The organism is Flavobacterium caseinilyticum (assembly GCF_004349085.1).
Lineage (GTDB): Bacteria > Bacteroidota > Bacteroidia > Flavobacteriales > Flavobacteriaceae > Flavobacterium > Flavobacterium caseinilyticum.
On sequence record NZ_SMFM01000001.1, the window covers coordinates 261,878 to 286,195 of the forward strand.

General features: G+C 35.0%; 23 protein-coding genes. 11 read left to right on the top strand and 12 right to left on the bottom strand.

Annotated elements, in window-relative coordinates:
* Nucleotides 1-93: 93 nt before the first annotated feature.
* The 6 genes from sufD to E0F89_RS01205 all read right to left on the bottom strand — a co-directional run bounded on the left by sufD (nt 94) and on the right by E0F89_RS01205 (nt 4,592).
* Nucleotides 94-1,410 carry a Fe-S cluster assembly protein SufD gene (gene sufD, locus E0F89_RS01180; protein WP_131908038.1) on the bottom strand — a complete coding sequence of 439 codons (1,317 nt, stop codon included), beginning with the start codon at nt 1,408-1,410 and terminating at the stop codon, nt 94-96.
* 81 nt (nt 1,411-1,491) lie between these two features.
* Nucleotides 1,492-2,244, bottom strand: coding sequence for a Fe-S cluster assembly ATPase SufC (sufC, locus tag E0F89_RS01185; RefSeq protein ID WP_131908039.1), 753 nt, complete (start codon nt 2,242-2,244; stop codon nt 1,492-1,494).
* Between the two features lie 11 nt (nt 2,245-2,255).
* Nucleotides 2,256-2,528 (bottom strand): Txe/YoeB family addiction module toxin, encoded by a 273-nt coding sequence (locus E0F89_RS01190; RefSeq protein ID WP_131908040.1) that lies wholly within the window; start codon nt 2,526-2,528, stop codon nt 2,256-2,258.
* Nucleotides 2,519-2,722 carry a DUF2683 family protein gene (locus E0F89_RS01195; protein ID WP_131908041.1) on the bottom strand — a complete coding sequence of 68 codons (204 nt, stop codon included), beginning with the start codon at nt 2,720-2,722 and terminating at the stop codon, nt 2,519-2,521. Before E0F89_RS01195 ends, E0F89_RS01190 begins: the two co-directional genes overlap by 10 nt.
* A gap of 20 nt (nt 2,723-2,742) precedes the next feature.
* Entirely contained in the window at nt 2,743-4,191 is a 1,449-nt protein-coding gene (sufB, locus tag E0F89_RS01200; RefSeq protein WP_113664807.1) for a Fe-S cluster assembly protein SufB, read from the bottom strand.
* Between the two features lie 71 nt (nt 4,192-4,262).
* On the bottom strand, nt 4,263-4,592 hold the full coding sequence (locus E0F89_RS01205; protein WP_131908042.1) for a HesB/IscA family protein: 330 nt from the start codon (nt 4,590-4,592) through the stop codon (nt 4,263-4,265).
* 169 nt (nt 4,593-4,761) lie between these two features.
* On the opposite strand from E0F89_RS01205, the gene E0F89_RS01210 reads away from it, so the two are divergent.
* The 3 genes from E0F89_RS01210 to E0F89_RS01220 all read left to right on the top strand — a co-directional run bounded on the left by E0F89_RS01210 (nt 4,762) and on the right by E0F89_RS01220 (nt 9,255).
* Nucleotides 4,762-5,622: an MBL fold metallo-hydrolase gene (locus E0F89_RS01210; protein ID WP_131908043.1), complete on the top strand. Its 861-nt coding sequence runs from the start codon at nt 4,762-4,764 to the stop codon at nt 5,620-5,622.
* Nucleotides 5,623-5,697: 75 nt separating this feature from the next.
* Nucleotides 5,698-7,320: a S8 family peptidase gene (locus tag E0F89_RS01215; RefSeq protein ID WP_131908044.1), complete on the top strand. Its 1,623-nt coding sequence runs from the start codon at nt 5,698-5,700 to the stop codon at nt 7,318-7,320.
* A 60-nt stretch (nt 7,321-7,380) separates the two neighbouring features.
* The gene (locus E0F89_RS01220; RefSeq protein ID WP_131908045.1) at nt 7,381-9,255 is read left to right on the top strand and encodes a M1 family metallopeptidase; all 1,875 of its coding nucleotides are present in this window, start codon (nt 7,381-7,383) and stop codon (nt 9,253-9,255) included.
* Between the two features lie 92 nt (nt 9,256-9,347).
* On the opposite strand, the gene E0F89_RS01225 is transcribed toward E0F89_RS01220, so the two are convergent.
* Nucleotides 9,348-10,553, bottom strand: a complete 1,206-nt coding sequence (locus E0F89_RS01225; protein ID WP_131908046.1) for an NAD(P)/FAD-dependent oxidoreductase — start codon at nt 10,551-10,553, stop codon at nt 9,348-9,350.
* A gap of 776 nt (nt 10,554-11,329) precedes the next feature.
* Between E0F89_RS01225 and E0F89_RS01230 the strand changes: the two genes are divergently transcribed.
* From E0F89_RS01230 to E0F89_RS01245, 5 genes are all read left to right on the top strand, one after another.
* Entirely contained in the window at nt 11,330-12,031 is a 702-nt protein-coding gene (locus E0F89_RS01230) for a hypothetical protein (RefSeq protein WP_131908047.1), read from the top strand.
* A 106-nt stretch (nt 12,032-12,137) separates the two neighbouring features.
* Nucleotides 12,138-12,314 carry a hypothetical protein gene (locus E0F89_RS17035; protein WP_165929958.1) on the top strand — a complete coding sequence of 59 codons (177 nt, stop codon included), beginning with the start codon at nt 12,138-12,140 and terminating at the stop codon, nt 12,312-12,314.
* A gap of 10 nt (nt 12,315-12,324) precedes the next feature.
* A complete protein-coding gene (locus E0F89_RS01235) occupies nt 12,325-12,924 on the top strand; it encodes a hypothetical protein (protein ID WP_131908048.1) in 600 nt (199 codons plus the stop codon).
* 266 nt (nt 12,925-13,190) lie between these two features.
* Nucleotides 13,191-13,778, top strand: a complete 588-nt coding sequence (locus E0F89_RS01240) for a hypothetical protein (RefSeq protein WP_131908049.1) — start codon at nt 13,191-13,193, stop codon at nt 13,776-13,778.
* A gap of 483 nt (nt 13,779-14,261) precedes the next feature.
* The gene (locus E0F89_RS01245; RefSeq protein ID WP_131908050.1) at nt 14,262-14,831 is read left to right on the top strand and encodes a hypothetical protein; all 570 of its coding nucleotides are present in this window, start codon (nt 14,262-14,264) and stop codon (nt 14,829-14,831) included.
* A 148-nt stretch (nt 14,832-14,979) separates the two neighbouring features.
* Here E0F89_RS01245 and E0F89_RS01250 read toward each other — a convergent pair whose 3' ends face one another.
* Complete coding sequence (locus E0F89_RS01250) at nt 14,980-15,918, bottom strand: L-threonine 3-dehydrogenase (protein WP_131908051.1); 939 nt, start codon at nt 15,916-15,918, stop codon at nt 14,980-14,982.
* A 224-nt stretch (nt 15,919-16,142) separates the two neighbouring features.
* Here E0F89_RS01250 and E0F89_RS01255 point away from each other — a divergent pair, with 224 nt between their 5' ends.
* Both E0F89_RS01255 and mfd read left to right on the top strand, forming a co-directional pair.
* Nucleotides 16,143-16,748 (top strand): hypothetical protein, encoded by a 606-nt coding sequence (locus tag E0F89_RS01255; protein ID WP_131908052.1) that lies wholly within the window; start codon nt 16,143-16,145, stop codon nt 16,746-16,748.
* Nucleotides 16,741-20,109 (top strand): transcription-repair coupling factor, encoded by a 3,369-nt coding sequence (gene mfd / locus E0F89_RS01260; RefSeq protein WP_131908053.1) that lies wholly within the window; start codon nt 16,741-16,743, stop codon nt 20,107-20,109. The genes E0F89_RS01255 and mfd overlap by 8 nt, the downstream gene beginning before the upstream one ends.
* Nucleotides 20,110-20,172: 63 nt before the next feature.
* On the opposite strand, the gene E0F89_RS01265 is transcribed toward mfd, so the two are convergent.
* From E0F89_RS01265 to E0F89_RS01280, 4 genes are all read right to left on the bottom strand, one after another.
* On the bottom strand, nt 20,173-20,781 hold the full coding sequence (locus E0F89_RS01265; protein ID WP_131908054.1) for a transposase: 609 nt from the start codon (nt 20,779-20,781) through the stop codon (nt 20,173-20,175).
* Nucleotides 20,782-20,849: 68 nt separating this feature from the next.
* Nucleotides 20,850-21,506 carry an aspartate kinase gene (locus E0F89_RS01270; protein ID WP_131908055.1) on the bottom strand — a complete coding sequence of 219 codons (657 nt, stop codon included), beginning with the start codon at nt 21,504-21,506 and terminating at the stop codon, nt 20,850-20,852.
* Between the two features lie 108 nt (nt 21,507-21,614).
* Complete coding sequence (locus tag E0F89_RS01275) at nt 21,615-21,974, bottom strand: YraN family protein (protein WP_131908056.1); 360 nt, start codon at nt 21,972-21,974, stop codon at nt 21,615-21,617.
* A 68-nt stretch (nt 21,975-22,042) separates the two neighbouring features.
* Nucleotides 22,043-23,044: a S66 peptidase family protein gene (locus tag E0F89_RS01280; protein WP_131908057.1), complete on the bottom strand. Its 1,002-nt coding sequence runs from the start codon at nt 23,042-23,044 to the stop codon at nt 22,043-22,045.
* 164 nt (nt 23,045-23,208) lie between these two features.
* On the opposite strand from E0F89_RS01280, the gene E0F89_RS01285 reads away from it, so the two are divergent.
* On the top strand, nt 23,209-24,318 hold the full coding sequence (locus E0F89_RS01285; protein ID WP_131908058.1) for an endonuclease/exonuclease/phosphatase family protein: 1,110 nt from the start codon (nt 23,209-23,211) through the stop codon (nt 24,316-24,318).

Genomic DNA, 24,318 nt, shown 5'->3' on the forward strand with positions numbered 1-24,318 from the left:
AAAGGACACAAAGCAAAAACCGCAAAAGGCACAAAGTTTAGTAAAAAACCTTGTGCCCTTTGTGTAAATCTTTGCGAACCTAGTGTTTAAAAACTACAAATCAAATCCCAATTTCACGCCTAATTTTGTGGCGATAATATTGGTAATCCGTTGTTTTAATTCCGGTATTTTTATATTTTGTATAACAGCATTCGAGAATGCATACATCAATAATGCTTTGGCCTCTTTTTTAGGAATTCCGCGTTGTTGCATGTAGAACATTGCCGTTTCGTCCAATTGTCCAACGGTGCAACCGTGAGAACATTTTACATCATCAGCAAAAATTTCCAATTGCGGTTTTGCGTTGATTGTCGCTTTGTCGCTCAATAAAATATTGTTGCTTTTTTGGAATGCATTGGTTTTTTGAGCATCTTTCTCCACGTACACTTTTCCGTTGAAAACGCCTGTAGAACGATCAGCATAGATTCCTTTATAATCCTGGAAACTTTCGCAATTTGGAGCCGAATGTTTCACTAAAGTATAATGATCTACATGTTGTTTTTCACCAATAATCGTGATTCCGTTTAACGTACTTGTCAATCGTTCCCCAAAGTGATAGAAATTCAAATTATTTCTTGTTAAGTTTCCTCCAAAAGAGAACGTATGAACCGAAACGTGACTTTCTTTTTGTTGAGACACGAATGTATTGTCAATTAAATTTGCTTCAAGCGTATCGTTCTGAATTTTGTAATAATCAACGATAGCACGTTTTTGAGCAAAAATCTCGGTAACAGAATTCGTTAACACTGGATTATCGTTTAAACTCTGGTGACGCTCGATAATTTGAACATGTGAATTCTCCCCAACAATCACCAAGTTTCTCGGCTGAACCAAAAGAGCTGCTTCATTTCCTGTTGAGAAATACATAATCTCAATAGGTTTGTCGGCCACTTTACTTTTTGGAATGTTGATATATGCTCCTTCAATGGCGAAAGCTGTATTCAAGGAAGTCAGACTTTCGTCTTTGTTGGCAATTTGGTTAAAATAAGCGTCAATAACCATTTTGTATTTTGGTTTGGTCAATGCTGATGACATCAAGCAAACATCAATTCCTTCGTGTGTGGTTGACGATAAATGCGAACTGAAAACGCCATCAATAAACACCACTTTATAGGTGTCTATTTCGTGTAAAAAGTATTTTTTTACGTGGTTGAATTCAACTGCATTTTCTTGTTTTGGAAAAACGGTAAAGTCATTTTTTAAGATGGCATTTAGCGAAGTATATTTCCAAGCTTCGTCTTTTTTAGTTGGGAAACCTTTATTTTCAAAGTTTTTTATGGCGGCAGTTCTCACGTCATGTAGTTCAGAGTGAACATCGACGCGCTCTTCGAAAGCCATAAAAGACGATAGTAATTTTTCTTTTAATTCCATTTTTATATTGTTTAAAGTTTAAGGTTTAAAAGTTTAAAGTTATTTCGAGGCAACTTTAAACTTTAAACTTCAAACAAAATTTTAAGCTTCTTGTTCTTGTTTAATCCAATCATATCCTTTTTCTTCCAGTTCGTGCGCTAGTTCTTTTCCACCGGATTTTACAATTTTTCCGTTGTAAAGCACGTGAACAAAATCAGGAACGATATAATCTAATAATCTTTGGTAATGCGTAATTACTACGATGGCGTTTTTGTCACTTTTTAGTTTGTTAACCCCATTGGCAACAATTCGCAACGCATCAATATCCAGTCCAGAATCAGTTTCATCAAGAATTGCCAATTTTGGTTCCAACATTGCCATTTGGAAAATTTCGTTACGTTTTTTCTCTCCACCAGAAAAACCTTCGTTTAGAGAACGAGACAAAAATTTTCTGTCAATTTCTAGTAGTTCTGACTTTTCACGAATCACTTTTAGCATTACGTTTGCAGGCATTTCTTCCTGACCGTTTGCTTTACGCGTTTCGTTAATAGCAGTTCTCATGAAGTTGGTAACTGAAACTCCCGGAATCTCCACTGGATATTGGAACGAAAGAAAAACACCTTTGTGTGCTCTTTCTTCTGGTGCCAATTCCGAAAGGTCTTCTCCGTCTAAAGAGATTTCACCTTCGGTTACTTCGTAGTTTTCGTTCCCTGCAATGATGGACGCCAATGTACTTTTTCCAGCACCATTTGGTCCCATTATCGCGTGAATTTCTCCCGCTTTTACTTCAAGGTTGATTCCTTTTAATATTTCTTTATCCCCAATTGAGGCGTGTAAATTTTTTATACTTAACATGTTGTCTTTGTTTATTCGTAATGACCTTTCAGTGATATAATACTTATAATATTTATGTTATTGTCGTCTATAACTTCATAAATAATTCGATGCTCTTGGTTTATTCTTCTTGACCAATATCCTATTAAATGATGTTTCAAAGGTTCTGGTTTTCCAAGTCCTTCAAATGGATGCAGTTGAATATCTTCAATCAAAGAATATATTTTTTTCAATATCGATTTATTCCCCGATTTTATCCAAAAATTTAAATCCGCTTTGGCTTTACTTGAAAAATCTATTTGCATAATTCTTTCAATTCCTCCATCGTAATTCTAATTCCTTTTCCCTCTCTAACTTCTTTTGCGGCATCTAAAATTTCTTTTACAAATTCTGGATTATATGGTTTTTCTTCTTTTACAATTTCAAAACCAAGCGATTTTGCCAGTGATTTTAACACTGGAAAATCTTTTTTCTTTACATTTTTTAAAATAATGTCCATAGCTGTTTAGATTTAAAAAATTAACCTACAGAACCTTCCAGCGAAATTTCCAATAATTTTTGTGCTTCTACAGCAAATTCCATTGGTAATTTATTTAAGACATCTTTGCTGAAACCATTTACGATTAAGGCAATGGCTTTTTCGGTTGGAATTCCACGTTGGTTGCAATAGAAAACTTGGTCTTCGCCAATTTTACTTGTAGTAGCTTCATGTTCAATTTTTGCCGATGGATTTTTGCTTTCGATGTAAGGGAAAGTATGTGCGCCGCAATTGTTCCCCATTAATAAGGAATCACACTGCGAAAAGTTTCTGGCATTGTCTGCATTTGGAGAAATCCGTACCAAACCACGGTAACTGTTTTGTGATCTTCCAGCAGAAATTCCTTTAGAAATAATAGTCGATTTAGTGTTTTTACCTAAATGAATCATTTTGGTTCCTGTATCGGCCTGTTGGAAATTATTAGTTACAGCAATTGAATAAAATTCGCCTGTTGAATTGTCCCCTTTTAAAATAACCGAAGGATATTTCCAAGTTATCGCAGAACCTGTTTCCACTTGTGTCCATGAAATTTTTGCGTTTTTCTCGCAGATTCCTCTTTTGGTCACAAAGTTGAAAACACCACCTTTTCCTTCTTTATTTCCAGGATACCAGTTTTGTACGGTTGAATATTTGATTTCTGCATCGTCCAAAGCGATTAGTTCCACTACAGCAGCGTGCAATTGATTTTCATCACGACTTGGAGCGGTACATCCTTCTAAATAAGACACATAACTACCTTCGTCAGCAACTAACAATGTTCTTTCGAATTGTCCTGTTCCTGCTTGATTGATTCTAAAATAAGTTGAAAGTTCCATTGGGCAACGAACGCCTTTTGGAATATAACAGAACGATCCATCAGAGAAAACTGCTGAGTTTAGTGCCGCATAAAAGTTGTCTTTTTGCGGTACAACTGTTCCTAAATATTTACGAACTAATTCTGGATGCTCTTTGATGGCTTCGGAAATACTCATGAAAATGATTCCTTTTTCGCCTAATGTTTTCTTGAAAGTAGTCGCTACTGAAACCGAATCAACAACGATATCCATTGCTACATTATTCATCATTTTTTGCTCATCGACAGAGATACCTAACTTTTTGTACATTTCTAAAAGTTCCGGATCTACATCGTCCAATGTTTTATTGGGATCTACTGCTTTTGGAGCTGAATAATAGGAAATCGCCTGAAAATCAGGTTTCGTATAATGTACATTAGCCCATTCTGGCTCTGTCATTTGCTCCCAAGCACGAAAAGCCTCCAGACGCCAATCGGTCATCCATTGTGGCTCTCCTTTTTTGTGCGAAATAGCGCGAACGATATCTTCATTTAAACCAATTGGAAACGTTTCCGATTCTAATTCGGTGTAAAATCCGTATTCGTATTCTTTAGTTTCGAGTTCGATTTTTAAGTCGTCTTCTGTATATTTGCTCATTCTGATTTAAAGATTTAAAGATTTAAAGATTCAAAAATTGAATATTAAACTTTATTATTGATGTCTAAATATTAAAGAGAGAAACTCTCTCCACAACCACATGTTCTATTGGCATTAGGATTATTGAAAACAAACCCTTTACCATTAATTCCTCCTGAGAATTCTAATATTGTTCCGGCTAAGTACAGAAAAGATTTTTTTTCAACAGCGATAGTAATATCATTGTCTACAAAAATTTTATCGTCTTCGCTTTTTGTTTTATCAAATTTTAAATCATAAGACAATCCAGAACATCCGCCGCTTTTTACACCTACTCTTACGTAGTCGATTGCAGGATCAAAACCATCATCTTGCATTAAATCGATGATTTTTTTTCTTGCTGTGTCAGAAACTTTTATCATAGCTTATATTGATTTTGTCTAAATTAAGCACAAAGATAGTGTATAAAATGCTTTTTCCATAATTGATAACATTTTTATAACCAATTCAAAAATAGAAAAAAGCTATTTGGAACCACCAAAAGCATTTGAATTCCTTAACTTTGGGAACTCTCAAAAAACACAAAACGACATGAAATTATATCCTATAGAAACCGGAAATTTTAAATTGGATGGAGGAGCGATGTTTGGTGTTGTGCCAAAAACCATTTGGAACAAAACCAATCCGGCTGATGAAAACAATTTGATAGATATTGCGGCGCGCTGTTTATTAATTGAAGATGGCAACCGATTAATTCTGATTGATACCGGGATGGGAAATAAGCAGTCCGAGAAATTTTTTGGCTATTATTCGCTATGGGGAACACATTCCATGGACAAATCGTTGGCAAAATACAGTTTTCATCGTGATGATATTACGGATATTTTTATGACGCATCTGCATTTTGACCATTGCGGTGGAAGCGTACAATGGAACGCTGACAAAACAGGATACGAACCGGCTTTTAAAAATGCTACATTCTGGTCTAATGAAAATCACTGGGAATGGGCAACAAAACCTAATCCAAGAGAAAAAGCATCGTTCTTGTCGGAAAATATTTTGCCGATGCAGGAAAGCGGGCAGTTGCAATTCATCCAAAGGCCGGAAGGAGATTTTTTAGAAAAATCGGAATTGGGTTTTGGCATCTTCTTTGCTGATGGACATACCGAAAAGCAAATGATTCCGCACATTCAGTATAAGGATAAGACAATCGTTTTTTGCGCTGATTTATTGGCAACAGCCGGGCATATTCCTATTCCTTATGTTATGGGTTATGACACCAGACCTTTACTAACGATGCCCGAAAAAGAAAAATTCATGAAAGCGGCTGCTGAGAATAATTATTATTTGTTTTTAGAACACGATGCGCACAATGAAATCATAACCGTACAAAAGACGGAAAAAGGGGTTCGATTGAAGGAAGTTTTTACGTGTGGTGAAATCTTAACGTAGTGTTAATCCCAACTCCTTTTGTAACAAAAAAAATTATTTTAGACAAATATTTCAAAACTTAAACAAAAACATTCGATGAATACCATTAAACCCATTTACATTTCTGCTTTTGCTTTATTGACATTAGTAGGATGTGGTGCTTCTAAACAAGTTTCAAATACCTCCGGTCTTGTGGCTATAAGCGCCCCTTTGAATATTAAAAAAAATGCAGCATTAACTGAAAATGAATTACAGCGATGGAGTCATTTAGACATCGTAACGGATACTATACCAGGAATGAGCGTTGATAAAGCGTATGCGGAATTACTGAAAGGTAAAAAAGGAATTCCAGTAATTGTAGGAATTGTAGATTCAGGTGTAGATATTGAACATGAGGATTTAAAAGCAGTGCTTTGGATTAATAAAAGAGAAATTGCCGGAAACGGAATAGACGATGATAAAAACGGATATATTGATGATATCTATGGTTGGAATTTTCTTGGAAATAGTACTAAAGAGAATCTGGAATACGAGAGAATTATCAAAAACAAAAGCTTAGTTGATGAGAAAACGTATCAAGCGGCCAAAGCATTAAATGATAAAAAGGTTGCTGAAGCAGCTGCGGCTAAAGCACGTTTTGAGCAAATGTTAACTGCTTTAAATGAAGGTGACGCTGCATTAGTGAAGTATTTTGGAAAACCAGTATATACGATTGAAGAGGTAAACGCAATTGTTTCGCAAGAACCACAAACACAAAAGAGTAAAGCGGCTATGCAACAATTGCTTTCTTATGGATTGCCAATAGCTGAGTTGAAAATTGCGGTTCAAAAACAATTAGACGATCAGGTTGCACTTATAAACGGGGATCATCTTAAAACAGATTATCGTAAAGTAGTAGGAGATAATCCAAATGATATCAACGACACGAAATACGGAAATAACAATGTGATGGGTCCAGATAAGAACGAAATCCTTCACGGAACGCATGTTGCCGGAATTGTTGCCCAAACGAGAGCCAATATGTTAGGAGGCGATGGTGTTGCAAACAATGTACAGATTCTTACGGTTCGCGCAGTGCCGGACGGAGACGAATACGACAAAGATATTGCCCTTGGAATTCGTTATGCAGTGGACAATGGGGCCAAAGTAATTAATGGAAGTTTTGGAAAGAGTTTCTCTCCACAAAAACAATGGGTTTATGACGCTATAAAATATGCTGAAAAAAAAGATGTACTGATTGTTCATGCCGCTGGTAATGATGCAAAGGATATCGATTATAATGATAATTTTCCAAATGATTCAGATGATAAAGTAACTGAATTTGCGGATAATTTAATCACAATTGGAGCTTTGAATTTTGAATACGGAAATAAAGTTGTAGCACGTTTTTCTAATATTGGTAAGATAAATGTAGATGTTTTTGCTCCTGGAGTAAAAATTTACGCGACAACACCAAACAATTCGTACCAATATTTACAAGGAACTTCAATGGCTGCGCCTAATGTTGCCGGAGTAGCCGCATTAATTCGTTCGTATTATCCAAAATTAACTGCTAAGCAGGTAAAATACATTTTGATGGATTCAGGAGTTGCTATTTCAACAGATGTTATCGTGGGCGGAAAACCAAATGACACGCGTTCTTTTACAACTTTATCAAAATCAGGAAAAATTGTAAATGCTTACAATGCTTTACTGATGGCTGAAAAAATGTCTAAATAATATTTTAACAATTCACTATATGGAAGGACATTTTGTCCTTCCATTTTTATTTTAACCAATATGAAAAAACTACTTTTATTTTCTTTTGTTGCATTTGGATTTGGCAATGTCTTTGCCCAAAACACTTCCTATTGGCAACAGCATGTTGATTACAAAATGGATGTTTCCATGGATGTAAAAACCTATCAATACAAGGGAAAACAGGAATTGGTTTACACCAATAATTCGCCGGATACTTTGAGAAAAGTATATTATCACCTATTCAATAATGCCTTTCAGCCCGGGAGCGAAATGGATGCCAGAATCCAAAGCATCAAAGATCCGGATGGCAGAATGGTGACCAAAATAAAAGTGGGTGATACCGAAGTCAAAGAAAGCCGCATTAAAAATTTGAAACCAAACGAAATTGGTTATTTGCGAATTTCTAATTTCAAACAAGACGGAACAACTGCTTCTACAAAAGAGGTTGGGACTATTCTTGAAGTGACTTTGGCTAAGCCAATTTTGCCAAATTCAAAAACCACATTCACATTAAATTTTAATGGTCAGGTTCCCATTCAGATTCGCCGTTCCGGAAGAAACAATGCTGAAGGTGTAGAATTATCAATGGCGCAATGGTATCCGAAACTTGCCGAATTTGATTTTGAAGGTTGGCATGCGGATCCTTATATTGCCAGAGAATTTCATGGTGTTTGGGGAAATTTTGACGTAAAAATCACTATTGATAAAGAGTACGTTTTAGGAGGTACCGGTTATTTGCAAAACAACAACGAAATTGGTCACGGTTATCAAGACCAAGGTGTTGTTGTCTCTGTTCCAAAGAAAACAAAAACATTAACGTGGCATTTTAATGCGCCAATGGTTCATGATTTTACTTGGGCTGCGGATAAGAATTACATTCACGATGTGGTGAAAGGACCTAATAATGTTGACTTGCATTTCTTGTATAAAAACAATCCAAAATACATCCAAAACTGGAAAAACCTGCAACCAAAAACGGTTCAGCTGATGGAGATTTACAACAAAACTGTTGGAGATTATCCATACAAACAATACTCAGTAATTCAAGGTGGCGATGGCGGAATGGAATACGCTATGTGTACTTTGATTTTGGGTCAAGGCAGTTTTGAAGGATTATTAGGAGTAACTGCTCACGAAATGGCGCACTCTTGGTTCCAGCATGTTTTGGCTTCCAATGAATCAAAACACGGATGGATGGATGAAGGTTTTACTTCATTCTTGGAAGATTTTGGACTGAATGAAATTGCAGATAAAAAAGTAGAAAACCCATTTGCGGGAGGTTATGCGGGTTATTTTTCGATGGTAAATTCAGGGAAAGAACTGCCGCAAGCGACACATGCCGATCGTTTTGACGAAAACAGGGTTTACAGCATCACTTCATATAGTAAAGGAGAACTTTTCCTGACACAATTGATGTATTTGATAGGGAAAGATAACCTAATGAAAACCTTGAAAAAATACTACAGCGATTTCAAATTTAAGCATCCTACGCCAAATGATATCAAAAGATCTGCCGAAAGAGTTTCCGGAGCAAATCTCGATTGGTATTTGACGGATTGGACACAAACCACAAATACGATTGATTATGGCATCAAGAATGTAAACGAAAATGCTGATAAAACAACGGTTATTTTAGAAAGAATTGGTAGAATGCCAATGCCAATCGATTTAACAGTAGAATATAACGATGGTACAATGGAAAGTTTCTACATTCCATTGCGAATGATGAGTTTCGAAAAAGAAAACCCAAATCCAACTGTAAAAAGAACGATTTTGAATGATTGGGCTTGGGCGCATCCAACTTTTGAATTTAACATTGCTAAGTCGAAAGCTTCCATCAAGAAAATCACCATCGATCCAAGTGGATTAATGGCTGACATCAAGAAGGAAAACAATAGCTACGAATTAAAGTAATATTTAAAAGCACTGAAATGAACATGCCCCAAAAAGTTAGACACTATTTGGGGCATTTTTTATGCAATTAAATTAAGTCTTTGATTTGAAAATTATCTTCTGAATTTAAAATATTCGGCTAAAGGATGTCTCTTGTTTTTCAACATTTCAGAAACAAGTTCCATTCCAATAACTGAAAATGTGATGCCGTTTCCACCAAAACCCAATACAAAATACGCGCTTGGAAAATTGGGATGTTTTCCAATGTAAGGTAGGCCGTCTTTGGTCTCGCCAAAAGTACCCGCCCAAACAAAATCCATTCTGAAATCATAATCAGGTAAAATTTTATTCAGATATTTGGTCAATTTATCGGATTTTTCGTTGAGTAAGGAATCTCTTTTTGCAGCGTCTACAAAATCTTCATCTTCGCCGCCAATAAGCAATCGGTTATCATCCGTCGTTCTCATATACATGTAGGGTTCCGCCGTATTCCAAAAAAGAGTGTCGTTAAGATATGATTGGTCGTCTTCAAAACGTTCGCCCACAATTGCATAAGTAGAAAGTAATTTTACAAATTTGTCTTTAATGATTTCGGTACTTTCAAAACCGTTGCAGTAGATTATTTTTTTAGCGGTAATGGTAGTTCCATGTTCGGTTAGAACGGTAACGCCATTTTGTTTATAAGTGACTTTTTTGATATCGGTTTTATCAAAAATCTGCAATCCTTTTTCATGATTGTATGCTAGAATATCGTGAGCTAAGTGGAAAGCATCTATGCTACCGCCTTGTTCCGATAAGATTCCGCCATGAGAATGTTTAATATGAAATTTTTTATCAATTTCATCGGCTTCGAGCCATTTTACAGGCATTCCAATCTTTTTTCGAGCTTCGAATTCTTTTTTTAACCAAGTAACATCTTTCTTTAATGCGGCAAAATAGAGCGATTCTTTTTTCTTGAAACCACAATCAGATTTTACTTGTTTTGCTATTTTCTTTAAATCATCGATCGATTTATAACATGCCCAGTAACTATCAACGGCGGTTTTTTCGCCAATCAAATCAATAAGTTGGTATAAAGGAACGTCAATCTCATATTGCAACATGGATGTCGTAGCCGATGTACTCCCGTTACCAATTTCTCTGCGATCGATCAGCATGGTTTTGTAACCGTCTTCCATACATTGATGCGCTATCAGACTGCCGGTTATTCCACCGCCAACGATTAGAATTTCAGTATCCAAATTTTCTCTTAATGACGGATAGGAGTTGATGATTCCGTTTTTTACCAACCAAAAAGGTTCACTTGATTTTAGTTTCATACTGATGAGGTTTTAATCAAATTTAGTTAAAAAATAATTTTTAAAAAAAATTCGGGTTTCAAAAAATTAGATTTTCACCCTAATTTTTTAAAACCCGAATTCTATGTAAATAAAAGTATTATGCTTTTTCGGCACTCAAATGCTCAGGCATATCGCTAGTCATTGTTGCTAGTTTGAACTTATGATTCCACTTCCAGTCTTGTATTTTTCTTAGTGTAATTTTTTTAAATATCACTAATAGTGGGTATTGCATTTTTTAAAACATTGCTTATTTTCGTAAAATATAAACTAACCAAAAAAACATGAAAATAAACAAACAAACAAACAAACAACCAAACAAATGAAATAAGGCGGAAAATCGTTTTCTTTTTTATGAGTTTTACCCTTTGTCTTATGCAGTCTTGTAGCATAGAAGAGGCGTTGTTACAAAATGAATCAAATATTCAAACCGTGTCGAGAGAGCAGGCGATTCAGTTTTTACAACAAAATCCTCTAAAAGTTAGTGGTAACAAAACATCCAAAACGAATATCTTATTTTTACTGTTTATGATGGAAAAATAATTGGCGGTTTGAGTGGTAGCTCAAAAATTATAATATATAAAAAGAAAAACGGCAAATGGGTTCAAACGCATATAGGAATGCCTAATTGGATAAGTTGAAATTAAGTTTACGATCAAGGATAATATGCGGTTGGGAAACCTTGTAATTAAATAAAACTGGAATACTTAGAGATATTATACTCATTTTCGACCATATAACAAATAAATACAAATCAAATGAAACATCTACATTTTATAATCATTGTTGTAATCCTTATGGTAGGTTGTGCTTCTAGATCTGACAAAAGCATAGGTGTACCCACTAATCCACTCAGTAAGATTAATGACACACTCAGTGAAAAATATGCAGTTGTCAGTGATTTTCTAGACACAAAAATTAAAGATCGTTCTAAAAAAATTATGATAATGAGTCAAAAAATAAATACTAATATGACCTTGAGAATTCTTAGATTAAATGAGATTTACGCTTTGGATTCAATAGACAGCAAAAAAAATTATGAAGATAAAACATTCTATAAAGAAGCAGACTGGGAAATAGCAAGGAAAAAATACAGCAAAAACTCTGTAACAGAAATAGAAAATGCTACTGATAGAGGAGGAGCATGTTGCTGGGTCGCAGATAATTTTAATTATAAAAATGTAATCTTTGAAGAATTACGTATTGGCTCAACAGCTTTTATTGAAAAGTATATGTCTTCCAAAATAACAGATATTGAGAAGAATATTTTCGGCACGCTTAATTATGATTTTTATTCTTTTTCGGAGCCTATATATTATGAAAATAGAGAATGTATGATTTTTACTTTTCATAAAGGATATATTGATGGTTTGAGCGGTAGTTCCGAAATTATAATATATAAAAAGAAAAACGGCAAATGGGTTCAAACGCATATAGCAATACCTAATTGGATTAGTTAATGAAACCCGATAGCGCGGATATGACTTACTGTAAGATAGCGCGGATTTGCAATCCTTGCCCACATAGTACATAGAAAACAGGAGAAAAAAAGAATGAGAAAATATATTGGGACTGACAATTACATTCGGCACGGATTACAAATCCGCGCTATCGGAAAAATATAAAGACGGTGATCCAGCAAAAGAAAGAATCCTTAATCGGTACAGAACCGAATCTACTGGCCAATCAGTAGAAACTGGTACAACAAAACAACAAAATCCTGTTGGAGAACCCTGCAATTAAAAAACAAGACATGAGAAATTATTTACTTTATGGTTTTATTGCACTTCTGTTTAGCAGTTGTTCGGTAACAAAGGCCAAGTATAATGCCTTAAATGACTATTTTGAAACAATTGAAAAAGATAGTAATAAAGAAATATATGTTGCTCGAGAAAAAATTAATTCTAACTACACTTTAGAAATATTTAAACTAAATGAAATTCAAGCTTTTGATTCAAAAGGAAATATAACAATAGATACGAAGCTATTTAAAGAAAAAGATTTTGAAAAATTAAAATGTGAAAATCCGGATCCACCAATCCAAGATGAGAGAATTTGGGCCACCAATAAATATTGGAACAAAAATAATTTTAAACAGGATAAAATTATTTTTGAAAGTATGAACACAAAAATAGGTATTGAGTCAATAATCGAAAAATACGATAAATCTAACATTTGTGTGTACAGTTTTTCTGAACCGATTTATTATCAAAACAAAAAGTATTTAGTTTTCACAAATTACAAAATCTGTATAGCCGGTGGGAGTTCATTTGTTGTTATTATGCAAAAAATAAAGGGCAAATGGATCAGAACCCATGAAGCCTTCAATTTATATTCACTTAAATTACATTAGCAAGGTAAATATATCAATGGCTGCCAAATGCTATGTTAAATGAACTAAAAAAATAGATATTGCAATACTTCAATCGATTTTTTATAGAAAAATAAAACCGTAGATTAACAGAGCACAAAAATCTGTGAGTCTGCGGTTTTTCTTTTTCGTTTAATTGCCATATAGCCTCGAAAAATTTCCTCCAGCAAAGACCGAATAACCTTGTTAATAGGCTATCAATATGGCGTCAATTCTTCTGTAGAAACTCCATGTAAAAATTAGTAAATATGAAACACATAAAAAAAGTAGTACTGTTAATCCCGTTTTTCATCTTGTCTTGTAACAGCAGTAAATATCTCGCTAGTTATGAGCCTATAAATGTGTTTTTAGAAACTCAAAAAATTGATAAAAACAAAGTTCATATTCTACAAAGTGATAAAGAAGAAAATCGACAGGCATTACGAATCTTTAATGGTGGAGAGGGAGCCGAACATTATATAGATCCCACAGACCCCACTGATTATACTGACGGTTTATATGTAAAAAAACATTGGAAAAAATTGTACAAGGAGTATGTAAATGATACCTTAAGGCGACATTGGAAAAAAGAAGACTTTCCTAATTACAATTTTATTCTAGAGAAAGGTACTGGTTTAATGTTAACAAGAATAGTTATTGATAAATATGCCGGAACCGGAATTCATGAGTGGTTCACAATTTCAGAGCCTATGTTTTATTTTAAGAGAAAATATATCTTGTTTTCCTTTTTACAAGGTTATTCGAGCGGTGGTGGATCTTCAAATCTTGTGATTATGAAAAAAGAGAAAAACCAATGGAAAGTGGTAAGGGTAATGGCTGATTATATTTATAATTAGTCTCAAAAACCTCTGTAAATAATTTTAAGTAGTCAAATAAAGACTACAGCACGTTTGTTCCTATTTTTAATCTTGTTTTGTACTAGCAGTAATCTTAAAAAAGATTCGACTCAAACATAAAAAAGCCGCGAAACATCCATTTTGCCGCTTTTTTTACGATCGAAAAGTTTATTTCAAATGCCCCGATAGCGCGGATATGACTTACTGTAAGATAGCGCAGATTTGCATTCTGTGCCCACAAAGTTGAGCAAACAAAACAAGTTAAAGAGCTACATTCTGTAAAAAGTTGTAGCTTATTTGTTTGAAATAACATTTTTTTTCAATTAGCTTTGTTAAAGTTTGCCAATTGGAGTGGGCACAGAATGCAATTCTGCGCTATCGTTAGAGAGGAATTTAGTGCATTTCCGAGCGATCGGGGACGTATTGGTCAGAATGTTGGTGAGATTATTATAGTAGGCAATTCTTGTAATAAATAATTATCATATGAAACACTTAAAGCAATTTATGTTATTGTTCGTGTTCGTATTTTTGTCGTGCAAAGGTTTAAAATCTTCAAAACAATATGAGCCAATCAAAACATACTTAATATCACAACAATTAAACAAGACATACATTCTTCAACAGGAAAAAATTAGCAACAAACAAGTTCTTCGTATTTTTAATGGAAGTGAAGGTTCAAATCATGTACTACCGCAAACAGATACTCATGAGTATTTCAATTTAAAGCATTGGAAAAAAATGTATCTGGAATATAAAAATGATACATTACCACAAGAATGGAAAAAAAGCGATTTCAATGATTTCAAGTTTTTATATGAAAGTAAGAAAGTGCTCTTTGGTGAAGCATTTACCCAAAATATAGCAATGGGAACAGGCAACTATGAAATACTTTTTCTTTCTGAACCACTTTATTATTGGAATAAAAAATATGTTTTATTTTATTATCAAAAAGCATTTCTTTTTGGAGGCGGAAATGCAAGAATCGTAATTATGAAAAGGGAGAAAAATCATTGGAAAGTTGAAAAGGAAATAGGTGATTACATCTATAATTAGTCTTAAATACCTTTACGTCTTCGACTTGAGCGAACGTCCCGCTTGTGATGATTGCCATAAGTAGTCCTAAAATAGGTTGACAAGTTTTACAAATGAAAAAACGCCGCAAAACTTCAATTTTGCGGCGTTTTATTTATGTTCAAAAAGTTTACTTCAAATGCTCTAGCATATCCACTGTCATGGTTGCTAAATCAAACTCATGATTCCAGTTCCAGTCTTCGCGAGCGCTGCTGTCATCAATACTGGCTGGCCAGCTGTCGGCAATTTTCTGACGGAAATCTGGTTCGTATGTGATGGTAAATTCAGGAATATGTTTTTTGATTTCAGCAGCAATTTCTGTTGGCGTAAAGCTCATAGCGGCCAAATTGTATGAGGAACGAATCTTAATTTCTTCAACAGGCGCTTGCATGATTTTGATGGTTGCCGCAATAGCATCATCCATGTACATCATTGGCATTTTAGTTTCCGAAGATAAAAAACACTCGTATTTTTGATCGGCTAGTGCTTTGTGATAAATATCTACAGCATAATCTGTAGTTCCACCACCAGGAGGCGATGACCAGCTGATCAAACCAGGATAACGAATGCTGCGCACATCAACACCAAATACATTATGGTAGTACTCACACCATCTTTCGCCCGCTTGTTTACTGATTCCATATACCGTTGATGGCTCCATAACCGTGTATTGTGGCGTGTTTTCTTTCGGAGTTGTTGGTCCAAAAACCGCAATACTCGAAGGCCAGAATATTTTTTTTATTTTTCCGGCTTTCGCCAAATTCAAAACGTGAAACAACGAATTCATATTTAAATCCCAAGCAAATGCAGGATTTTTTTCCGCTGTTGCCGATAACAATGCAGCCATCAAATATACTTCGTCGATTTGGTGTACTTCTACCAAATGTTCAATTTGATTAAAATCTAAAGCGTTCACGACTTCAAATGGACCGGAATTCACCACATCAATATTTAGCTTTCGGATATCCGAAGCAATTACATTTTCGGTTCCGTATAGTTGCCGCAACTTTTGCGTAAGCTCCGTTCCTATCTGGCCGCAAGCGCCAATAATCAATATTTTTGTACTCATTTTTGTCTGTTTTGAAAAACAAAGATAACGTTTTCGCAAATAACATAACTTTGATGAAAATGATTATAAAAATCTTAAAATAGTATTTAAAAACATGTTTATTTTCTTAAATTTTCATGTTTTTAAACCTAAAAATCAGTGAAGCAATATTAGATTGTTATTCCAATACTGGAATTCATTATTGTAAATTTACTTTGTAACTTTGTGCTTTAATGAAATTAAAAATGAAATACAATTTAGCCGTGTTCTTTTCGCTGATTTTTCTTTTGTTATCCTGTAAAAATGACAATGAAAAACGCATTGCGGAAAACAAAAAAGAGATACAAAAAAGAGAAATCATATTCGCAAACATACAGAAAGGTTGGGTTTTATACGATGAGCCAGTCACAGAAGCGGGTGAAAAAAGTATTGCATCTTGGAACGAATGGCGTATGTTTTTGGCTGAATTGGCACAAAAACCTAAAAAAACGATTGGAGCTTTTCAGCAAAAATCAAGAGCGCTTTCGAAAAAAGTGATGGCTTTGAACGACAACATTCCGTATGAATATAACAAACCTCAAATAAAAAGCAGGATTTCTACTTTAATCACCAAAGTACGTTTGTTGGATTTATTCATTCATTTGGATAATATTCCAGATAAAAAAGTCACTTTATTAGTGTCGGAAATCAACTTGGAATTGGTTTCACTTCAAAGACAAATGGATAAAATTGTCGAGAAAAGTAAAATTCCTATTGAAGAAGGTGAATCTGAATTAAGGAGAATGATGGACCCCTCAAGAGCCATTCCCAATACACCGATCATAGATCCAAATATCCCACGCGTTGAGTAAAAAAATCTTATACCATACCTACGATAATTCACCAAAAACTCAGCAAATTGTTGCTCGTTTATTAGAAAACAATCAAGTAAAAATGCAGCTGTCGGGACTTTTGGGTTCTGCACTTTCATTTGTAATTCGGTCGATTTTTAAGAAATCTGAACTTCCTTTTTTAGTTATTTTAAACAATAAAGAAGAAGCGGCGTATTACTTGAACGATTTGGAACAGATGATTGGGGAGCAAGATGTGCTCTTTTATCCCGGTTCATTTCGTCGCCCGTACGAAATAGAAGATACGGATAACGCGAACGTTTTGCTTCGCGCCGAGGTGTTAAACCGAATCAATTCCCGCAAGAAACCAGCCGTTATTGTCACCTATCCCGAAGCGCTTTTCGAGAAAGTAGTAACCCGAAAAGAATTGGACAAAAACACGTTGAAAGTTGCTGTTGGGGATAAGATTTCCATCGACTTTATCAATGAAGTTTTGTTCGAATACGAATTCAAAAGAGTTGATTTCATTACGGAACCCGGAGAATTTTCGGTTCGTGGAGGAATCGTCGATGTATTTTCATTTTCGAATGATAATCCATACCGAATTGAGTTTTTTGGAGATGAAGTAGAAAGCATTCGTACCTTTGATGTGGCCACGCAATTGTCTATTGAAACGCAAAAAAAGATTACAATAATCCCAAATGTGGAAAACAAAGTTTTTCAGGAAAACCGAGAAAGTTTCTTGGATTATATTTCGGAAAAAACAGTAATTTTCATTCAGAATACCGAAGATTTTTTATTGCAATTGGACAAACAATTTGGCAAAGCCGAAGAAGCTTTCGCAAAATTGTCGCAGGAAATAAAGCGGTCTTCGCCTGAACAATTGTTTTTGAATCAAGCAGAATTTATAAAAAGAGCGTTGGATTTTTCGATTGTTGAATTGAGTTCAAAAGCTATTTTTAGAACCACCAAAAAATTCGAATTTCACATTCAGCCACAACCGTCATTCAATAAACAATTTGATTTGTTATTGAATAATCTGAACGAAAATCATTTTAACGGCTACAAAAACTATTTGTTTTGTTCCAATGAAGCTCAGGCGAAACGATTTCATGATATTTTTGAAACATTAGACGAGGCGAATTCTGAGAATATCCGCAAGCAATATCATACCGTTGTTTTGCCTTTGTATCAAGGATTTATTGACGAAGAAAATCAAATAACCTGTTACACTGACCATCAGATTTTTGAACGCTACCATAAATTCAATATTAAAAACGGCTATTCGAAAAAACAGAATATTACTTTAAAAGAACTCACGACACTTTCGGTTGGGGATTATGTGACGCACATTGATCACGGAATCGGACGTTTTGGAGGGTTGCAAAAAATACAAGTCGAGAGCAAAACGCAAGAAGCCATTAAGCTCGTTTATGCCGATAATGATATAGTGTATGTGAGTATTCATTCGCTGCACAAAATTTCAAAATACAACGGAAAAGACGGCACGCCACCTAAAATTTACAAATTGGGTTCGAATGCCTGGAAGATTTTAAAACAAAAAACGAAGGCGCGTGTCAAACATATTGCATTCAATTTGATTCAGTTGTATGCCAAAAGAAGACTGGAAAAAGGATTCCAGTTTGCGCCTGACAGTTATTTGCAAAATGAACTGGAAAGCTCGTTTATTTACGAAGATACACCGGACCAAACCAAATCAACAGCAGAAGTCAAAGCCGATATGGAAAGCGACCGACCAATGGATCGTTTGGTTTGTGGAGATGTAGGTTTCGGGAAAACCGAAGTTGCCATTCGTGCGGCTTTCAAAGCTGTGGATAATAGTAAACAAGTTGCGATATTGGTTCCCACAACCATTTTGGCATACCAACATTATAGAACTTTTACGGAACGATTGAAAGATATGCCCGTTTCCGTGGGTTATTTAAACCGTTTTAGAACGGCGAAGCAAAAAGCGGAAACGCTAAAACAATTGGCCGAAGGAAAACTCGATATTGTGATAGGAACCCATCAATTGGTCAACAAAAATGTAGTTTTCAAAGACCTTGGATTGCTGATTGTGGATGAGGAACAAAAATTTGGTGTCAACGTTAAAGACAAACTCAAAACCATTGCGGCGAATGTGGATACGCTAACTTTAACGGCGACGCCAATTCCGAGAACCTTACAATTTTCGTTGATGGCAGCACGTGATTTATCCGTAATTACAACGCCTCCACCAAATAGATATCCTATAGAAACGAATGTAGTTGGTTTTAGTGAAGAGATGATTCGGGATGCGATTTCGTATGAGATTCAGCGAAACGGACAAGTTTTCTTCATCAATAACCGAATAGAAAATATCAAGGAAGTGGCCGGAATGATTCAGCGCTTGGTCCCAAATGCCAGAGTTGGAATTGGTCACGGCCAAATGGAGGGCAAGAAACTGGAAGAATTAATGTTGGCTTTCATGAATGGAGAATTTGATGTTTTAGTCGCGACCACGATTATCGAAAGCGGATTAGACGTGCCCAATGCGAATACGATTTTCATTAATAATGCAAATAATTTTGGATTGTCTGATTTGCATCAAATGCGCGGTCGAGTAGGACGTAGCAATAAGAAAGCATTTTGTTATTTTATTTGTCCGCCGTATTCAGCCATGACTGATGATGCCAGAAAACGAATTCAGGCTTTGGAACAGTTCAGTGACTTGGGAAGTGGATTCAATATTGCGATGAAAGATTTAGAGATTCGAGGTGCCGGAGATTTATTGGGAGGCGAGCAAAGTGGTTTCATTAACGAAATTGGTTTTGATACGTACCAAAAAATCATGAACGAAGCTATCGATGAATTGAAAGAAAATGAATTCAAGGATCTGTATCCGGAGGAAAACAATTTAGAAACCAAAGAATACGTAAAAGACCTGCAAATCGACACTGATTTTGAATTGTTGTTTTCGGATGAATACATCAATAATGTTTCGGAGCGATTGAGTTTGTATAATGAATTAGGTGCCGTAAAAAATGAAGAAGAACTCATCATTTTCCAAAATAAATTGATTGACCGTTTTGGTCCAATGCCGCCACGTGCGAAAGCGTTGATGAATAGTATTCGAATCAAATGGATTGCCACCCGCATTGGAATCGAAAAATTAGTGATGAAACAAGGTAAGATGATTGGATATTTTATTTCAGATCAACAATCAGATTATTATCAATCGAAACGTTTTCAGGATGTGTTACAGTTTGTGCAAAAACATAGTTCTATTTGTAAGATGAAAGAGAAGCAAACGCCGGCTGGTTTGCGATTGCTATTGACTTTTGACAATGTGAAGAATACCAGAACTGCTTTGGAATTGATGGAGATGTTGGGTGGGGAATAAGACATTTTTAAAGCTTCCAGCCTTTTGAAGGCTGGAAGCTTTGTTGGAAGCTTTGTTTTAAACTTACTCCATAATCAATGCTTCAATTTCATCCAAATTTGGATTACTAGAATGGTAGTTTTTGAAGTTTTTTAAATCATGAAAATATTCTATAACCTTTTCTCTTTGTAATTTTGTCTTCTTGTTTGAGATAACTGTTCCATAAGAAGTCCAAGGATATTCTATGATGTGTTCTGTAAACTTATGATGAACAGGATTATTATGGATATAAAAAACAAGTTTTTGAAAGTAAGTATCCGAATTAACCACTTTTCGCCTAAAGTTTTTCTCAAATAAACTACCTGTCCTTTTATATCGTTTATTCATCGCTAAAGTATAAGCATTGAATAAATTTGAAAACTGTTTTGAGGCACTAACTATTTTTGGTTTATCAGTTGAAGAGTATTCTAATTTTGTACTATCAATTTCTTCAGTTTCTTTGATGTACACCAGAATATGAAAATGATTTTTCATCAAACACCAAGCATAAGTTTCTGCCACGGGGTCAATGTATTTCTCATATAACCTCAAAAAATGTTTATAGTTCTCAATTTCATAAAACAAATCAATTCCATTATTGCCTCTATTATAAATATGATAGTATTTACCGTTTTCTAGAGGAATTGGATTCATAATGTTTTTTTTAGTTTAAAAGCTTCCAGCCTCCAAAAGGCTGGAAGCTTTGTTGATAACGGAATTTTCTAATTCTTCAAATCCTTAATTACTTTAAAAGCAACATCCACTTGGTCTTCGCTCACTAAAATGGTGAATTCATTAGAAGTTGAAATTACTTCATTGATGATGATTCCTTCCCAAGCCAAGCGTTGAAAAATGAAATAGTAAATCCCAGGAACGACAATGTTTTCTTTAGGTAATTTAACGGTAATCGAAGCCAGGTTATCTAGTTTTTGAATCAGTTTTTCAGTAGAAAAATGCTTGTCTACCAAGTGATTGATACTGTTACTAACCACAATGTTGGTTTCATTAACACCTCTGGAGGAAGTGTAAAAAATATCGGGTAGCATATTAATATCTGTAATTAAATCGGCTTGTTTATTCAAAACAGTGTCGGATGCAGCAAAAGTGTAATCGGTCAAAGCTGAACGAACGGTGATTTCTCCAATATTCTTGATGACTTTATTAATCTTATGATTTAACCTGAAATCCAGTTCTTCTGTTAATCTTTTTAAAGCCATTACAACGGCTCCTTGTTTTACTTCCTTGCCAAATTCACTTTCTAATTCGGTCATTATGTTTCGGGATAATGAGGTCAAATTAATGATGCCTAATGATAATGCATTTAGTAAAAAAGGCTTTGTTTTGATGTAGTTTTCTACAATGGAAGAAACAGTTTTCATGATGTGAATTTTTAGTTGGTTGTTATTATACGCGTAGTTAGTGTGTAAATAGGACGCAAATATAAATAAAAAACAATTTGTTACAAATATAACATCAAGAAAAAAGTATTAAAAGTGATAAAAAGCATCAATAAGATGCTCAATTACAAACGATTTACCTTCTTTGTGAACAGCAATAATATCAAAACGGACTTCAATTTCCAAATTTCTTTCGTTGACAAAAGCATCGACAGCCTTTACAAGAAGCTGGATTTTTTTTGGTTTTACAAAATCTTGCGGCAGGCCAAATTCTAATGAGGAACGTGTTTTGACTTCAACTATGGCAAGTGTGTTTCCTTTTTGAGCAATGATATCTATCTCTGCTTTCTGGAACATCCAGTTGGTTTGCAAAATCGTGTAGCCGTCTTGCCGCAGAAATTCGACCGCCATTTCTTCTCCAAGTTTTCCGAGTTCGTTGTGTTCAGCCATTCAAAATTTTTGTTTTAAGTTTAAGGTTTCAAGTTTTTAAACTTCTGCAATCTTAAATCGAATTGTCTTTATTCAAAAACTAGCGTGCTGCACTTCTCATTTACATTTATAGTCACATTATTTCCTAAAATCAAGGCTCTATTATCTTGAATATGACCAGCAGGGAAATTATATAAAATAGGAATATTGTATTTTTTGGTAACATCTTCGATAATTTCGATGGCGTTTTTCCCCCATGGAATATCATTATCCTTCATTTTTGTCATCGAACCCACAACAATTCCCTTGATACTTTCGAGGCAACCATTTCGTTTCAAGTTGATCATCATGCGGTCAATATGGTATAAATATTCGTCTAAATCTTCGATAAACAAGATTTTGTCAGCACAGTCAATCGCTGATGGTGAACCAAACAAACTGTACAGAATCGATAAATTTCCGCCTACTAATTCTCCGGTAGCTTTTCCAGGTCTGTTCATCAGGAAAGGATCTATTTCGTACGACAGTTTTTCACCAAACAACGCAATTCGCATGGTTTCTATGGCCTGTGGAGTTGCTCTTGGAGCGGTTATCGGCATGATTCCGTGAATGGATTTGTAGCCCATTGTATTCAGATGATTGTGTAAAACGGTTACATCACTGAAACCAACAATCCATTTTGGATTTTTTTTGAACGCAGTAAAATCCAATAAATCAATCATTCGGACGGTTCCATACCCACCTTTTACACACCAAATTGCTTTGATGTTTGGATTATCCAGTTGCTGCTGAAAATCAGCGGCGCGTTGTTCGTCGGTTCCGGCTAATTGGTCGTTGTCTAAACCTATTGTATTTCCAATGACTACTTCTAAACCCCAACTTTTTAATAAAGCAATAGCGGGCTTCAAGTTGTCATCTGTATTTTTTCTGGCTGTTGCCAAAATTGCAACGGTATCTCCTTTTTGTAAACTTGGGGGTGTAATCATATTGTATTGAGCTTGGCTGTTGAAAGATTGTAAAATAAAAATAAGCAATAGAAATTGATATAATAGAGGACGGCGTGTTGTAAAATTTAATCGGTTTTTGTTCATGCTTGAATGCTTTTCTGAAAAATTTTTAGTGGTAAGGTCTTTAAATGATAAAAACAAAGATAGACAATTAGAAAATAATTCTAAGTTCAGGTTCAAATGACTATTTTTACAATAGACAGATTCAAAGAAGGAATCTAATTAACGACTGGAAATAAATGATTTATATGAGAATTATGCACTGGATTCCTGTTCTTTTTATATTTTTTCCAATAGTAAAATCTACTGCACAACAGAAAAAATACGTCATTCACACCGTTGCGTTTTATAATTTCGAAAACCTTTTTGATACCATAAATGATCCCGATACTTTTGATGAAGAGTGGACTCCAAAAGGGTTGCAACGCTGGACGTACGATAAATATGAAAAGAAACTAGGAAACTTAGCCCGAGTACTATCTGAAATTGGTTCTGCTGAAAATAGCGATTCGCCCACATTTATTGGTGGCTGCGAAATAGAAAACCGAGGCGTTTTAGAAGATTTAGTCAAACAGCCCAAATTAATCGAGAAAGATTACGGAATCATCCATTATGATTCGCCGGACAAAAGAGGAATCGATGTGGCACTGTTGTATCAAAAAGCAAAATTTCAGCCTACGAGTTACAATAATATTCCTTTATACATTTACAAAGAAGGAGCTATTACAAATGAAAATTCCAAAGCCAGTTTTGAAGAAAAAACAGATGACGAATTGCAAATAAGCACCAAAAGCTATCGGGTTTACACGAGAGATCAGCTTTTGGTAACCGGATTTCTTGATGGCGAGGAAATCAATATCATCGTCAATCACTGGCCGTCGCGTTCTGGGGGAGAGAAAAAATCAAGTCCGTTTCGGGAAGCCGCAGCAGCTTTAAATAGAAAAATAATAGATTCGTTACAACGAATCAATCCAAATGCAAAAGTGATTACGTTGGGTGATTTGAATGATGGTCCGTATAATAAAAGTGTCAAAATTGGGCTTGGCGCCAAAGCAAAAAAGTCTGATGTGCTTCCGTTAGGGATTTATAATCCATTCGAAGAAATGGCTAAAAAAGGATTTGGAACCATCGCATATCGGGATGCTTGGGATGTTTTTGACCAAATAATGGTTTCCGAAACCTTAATACAAACCGATTATACGAGTTTCCGTTATTGGAAAGCAGGAATTTACAATAAGGCATTCTTGATACAAACCAGCGGACAATATAAAGGCTATCCGTTGCGACATTCCACCACCGAAATTGGTTTCAGCGACCATTTTCCCGTATATATTTATTTAATAAAGGAAAAAAAATAA

Bases quoted from the DNA above. Each gene is read 5' to 3' on its own strand.
- E0F89_RS01285 (WP_131908058.1), top strand. From the start codon at position 23,209: ATGAGAATTATGCACTGGATTCCTGTTCTTTTTATATTTTTTCCAATA.
- E0F89_RS01210 (WP_131908043.1), top strand. From the start codon at position 4,762: ATGAAATTATATCCTATAGAAACCGGAAATTTTAAATTGGATGGAGGA.
- E0F89_RS01280 (WP_131908057.1), bottom strand. From the start codon at position 23,044: ATGAACAAAAACCGATTAAATTTTACAACACGCCGTCCTCTATTATAT.
- E0F89_RS01250 (WP_131908051.1), bottom strand. From the start codon at position 15,918: ATGAGTACAAAAATATTGATTATTGGCGCTTGCGGCCAGATAGGAACG.
- sufC (WP_131908039.1), bottom strand. From the start codon at position 2,244: ATGTTAAGTATAAAAAATTTACACGCCTCAATTGGGGATAAAGAAATA.
- E0F89_RS01275 (WP_131908056.1), bottom strand. From the start codon at position 21,974: ATGGCTGAACACAACGAACTCGGAAAACTTGGAGAAGAAATGGCGGTC.
- E0F89_RS01235 (WP_131908048.1), top strand. From the start codon at position 12,325: ATGAGAAATTATTTACTTTATGGTTTTATTGCACTTCTGTTTAGCAGT.
- E0F89_RS01240 (WP_131908049.1), top strand. From the start codon at position 13,191: ATGAAACACATAAAAAAAGTAGTACTGTTAATCCCGTTTTTCATCTTG.
- sufB (WP_113664807.1), bottom strand. From the start codon at position 4,191: ATGAGCAAATATACAGAAGACGACTTAAAAATCGAACTCGAAACTAAA.
- E0F89_RS01245 (WP_131908050.1), top strand. From the start codon at position 14,262: ATGAAACACTTAAAGCAATTTATGTTATTGTTCGTGTTCGTATTTTTG.
- E0F89_RS01190 (WP_131908040.1), bottom strand. From the start codon at position 2,528: ATGCAAATAGATTTTTCAAGTAAAGCCAAAGCGGATTTAAATTTTTGG.
- sufD (WP_131908038.1), bottom strand. From the start codon at position 1,410: ATGGAATTAAAAGAAAAATTACTATCGTCTTTTATGGCTTTCGAAGAG.
- E0F89_RS01255 (WP_131908052.1), top strand. From the start codon at position 16,143: ATGAAATACAATTTAGCCGTGTTCTTTTCGCTGATTTTTCTTTTGTTA.
- E0F89_RS01270 (WP_131908055.1), bottom strand. From the start codon at position 21,506: ATGAAAACTGTTTCTTCCATTGTAGAAAACTACATCAAAACAAAGCCT.
- E0F89_RS01220 (WP_131908045.1), top strand. From the start codon at position 7,381: ATGAAAAAACTACTTTTATTTTCTTTTGTTGCATTTGGATTTGGCAAT.
- E0F89_RS01265 (WP_131908054.1), bottom strand. From the start codon at position 20,781: ATGAATCCAATTCCTCTAGAAAACGGTAAATACTATCATATTTATAAT.
- E0F89_RS01215 (WP_131908044.1), top strand. From the start codon at position 5,698: ATGAATACCATTAAACCCATTTACATTTCTGCTTTTGCTTTATTGACA.
- E0F89_RS01195 (WP_131908041.1), bottom strand. From the start codon at position 2,722: ATGGACATTATTTTAAAAAATGTAAAGAAAAAAGATTTTCCAGTGTTA.
- E0F89_RS01205 (WP_131908042.1), bottom strand. From the start codon at position 4,592: ATGATAAAAGTTTCTGACACAGCAAGAAAAAAAATCATCGATTTAATG.
- E0F89_RS01225 (WP_131908046.1), bottom strand. From the start codon at position 10,553: ATGAAACTAAAATCAAGTGAACCTTTTTGGTTGGTAAAAAACGGAATC.
- E0F89_RS01230 (WP_131908047.1), top strand. From the start codon at position 11,330: ATGAAACATCTACATTTTATAATCATTGTTGTAATCCTTATGGTAGGT.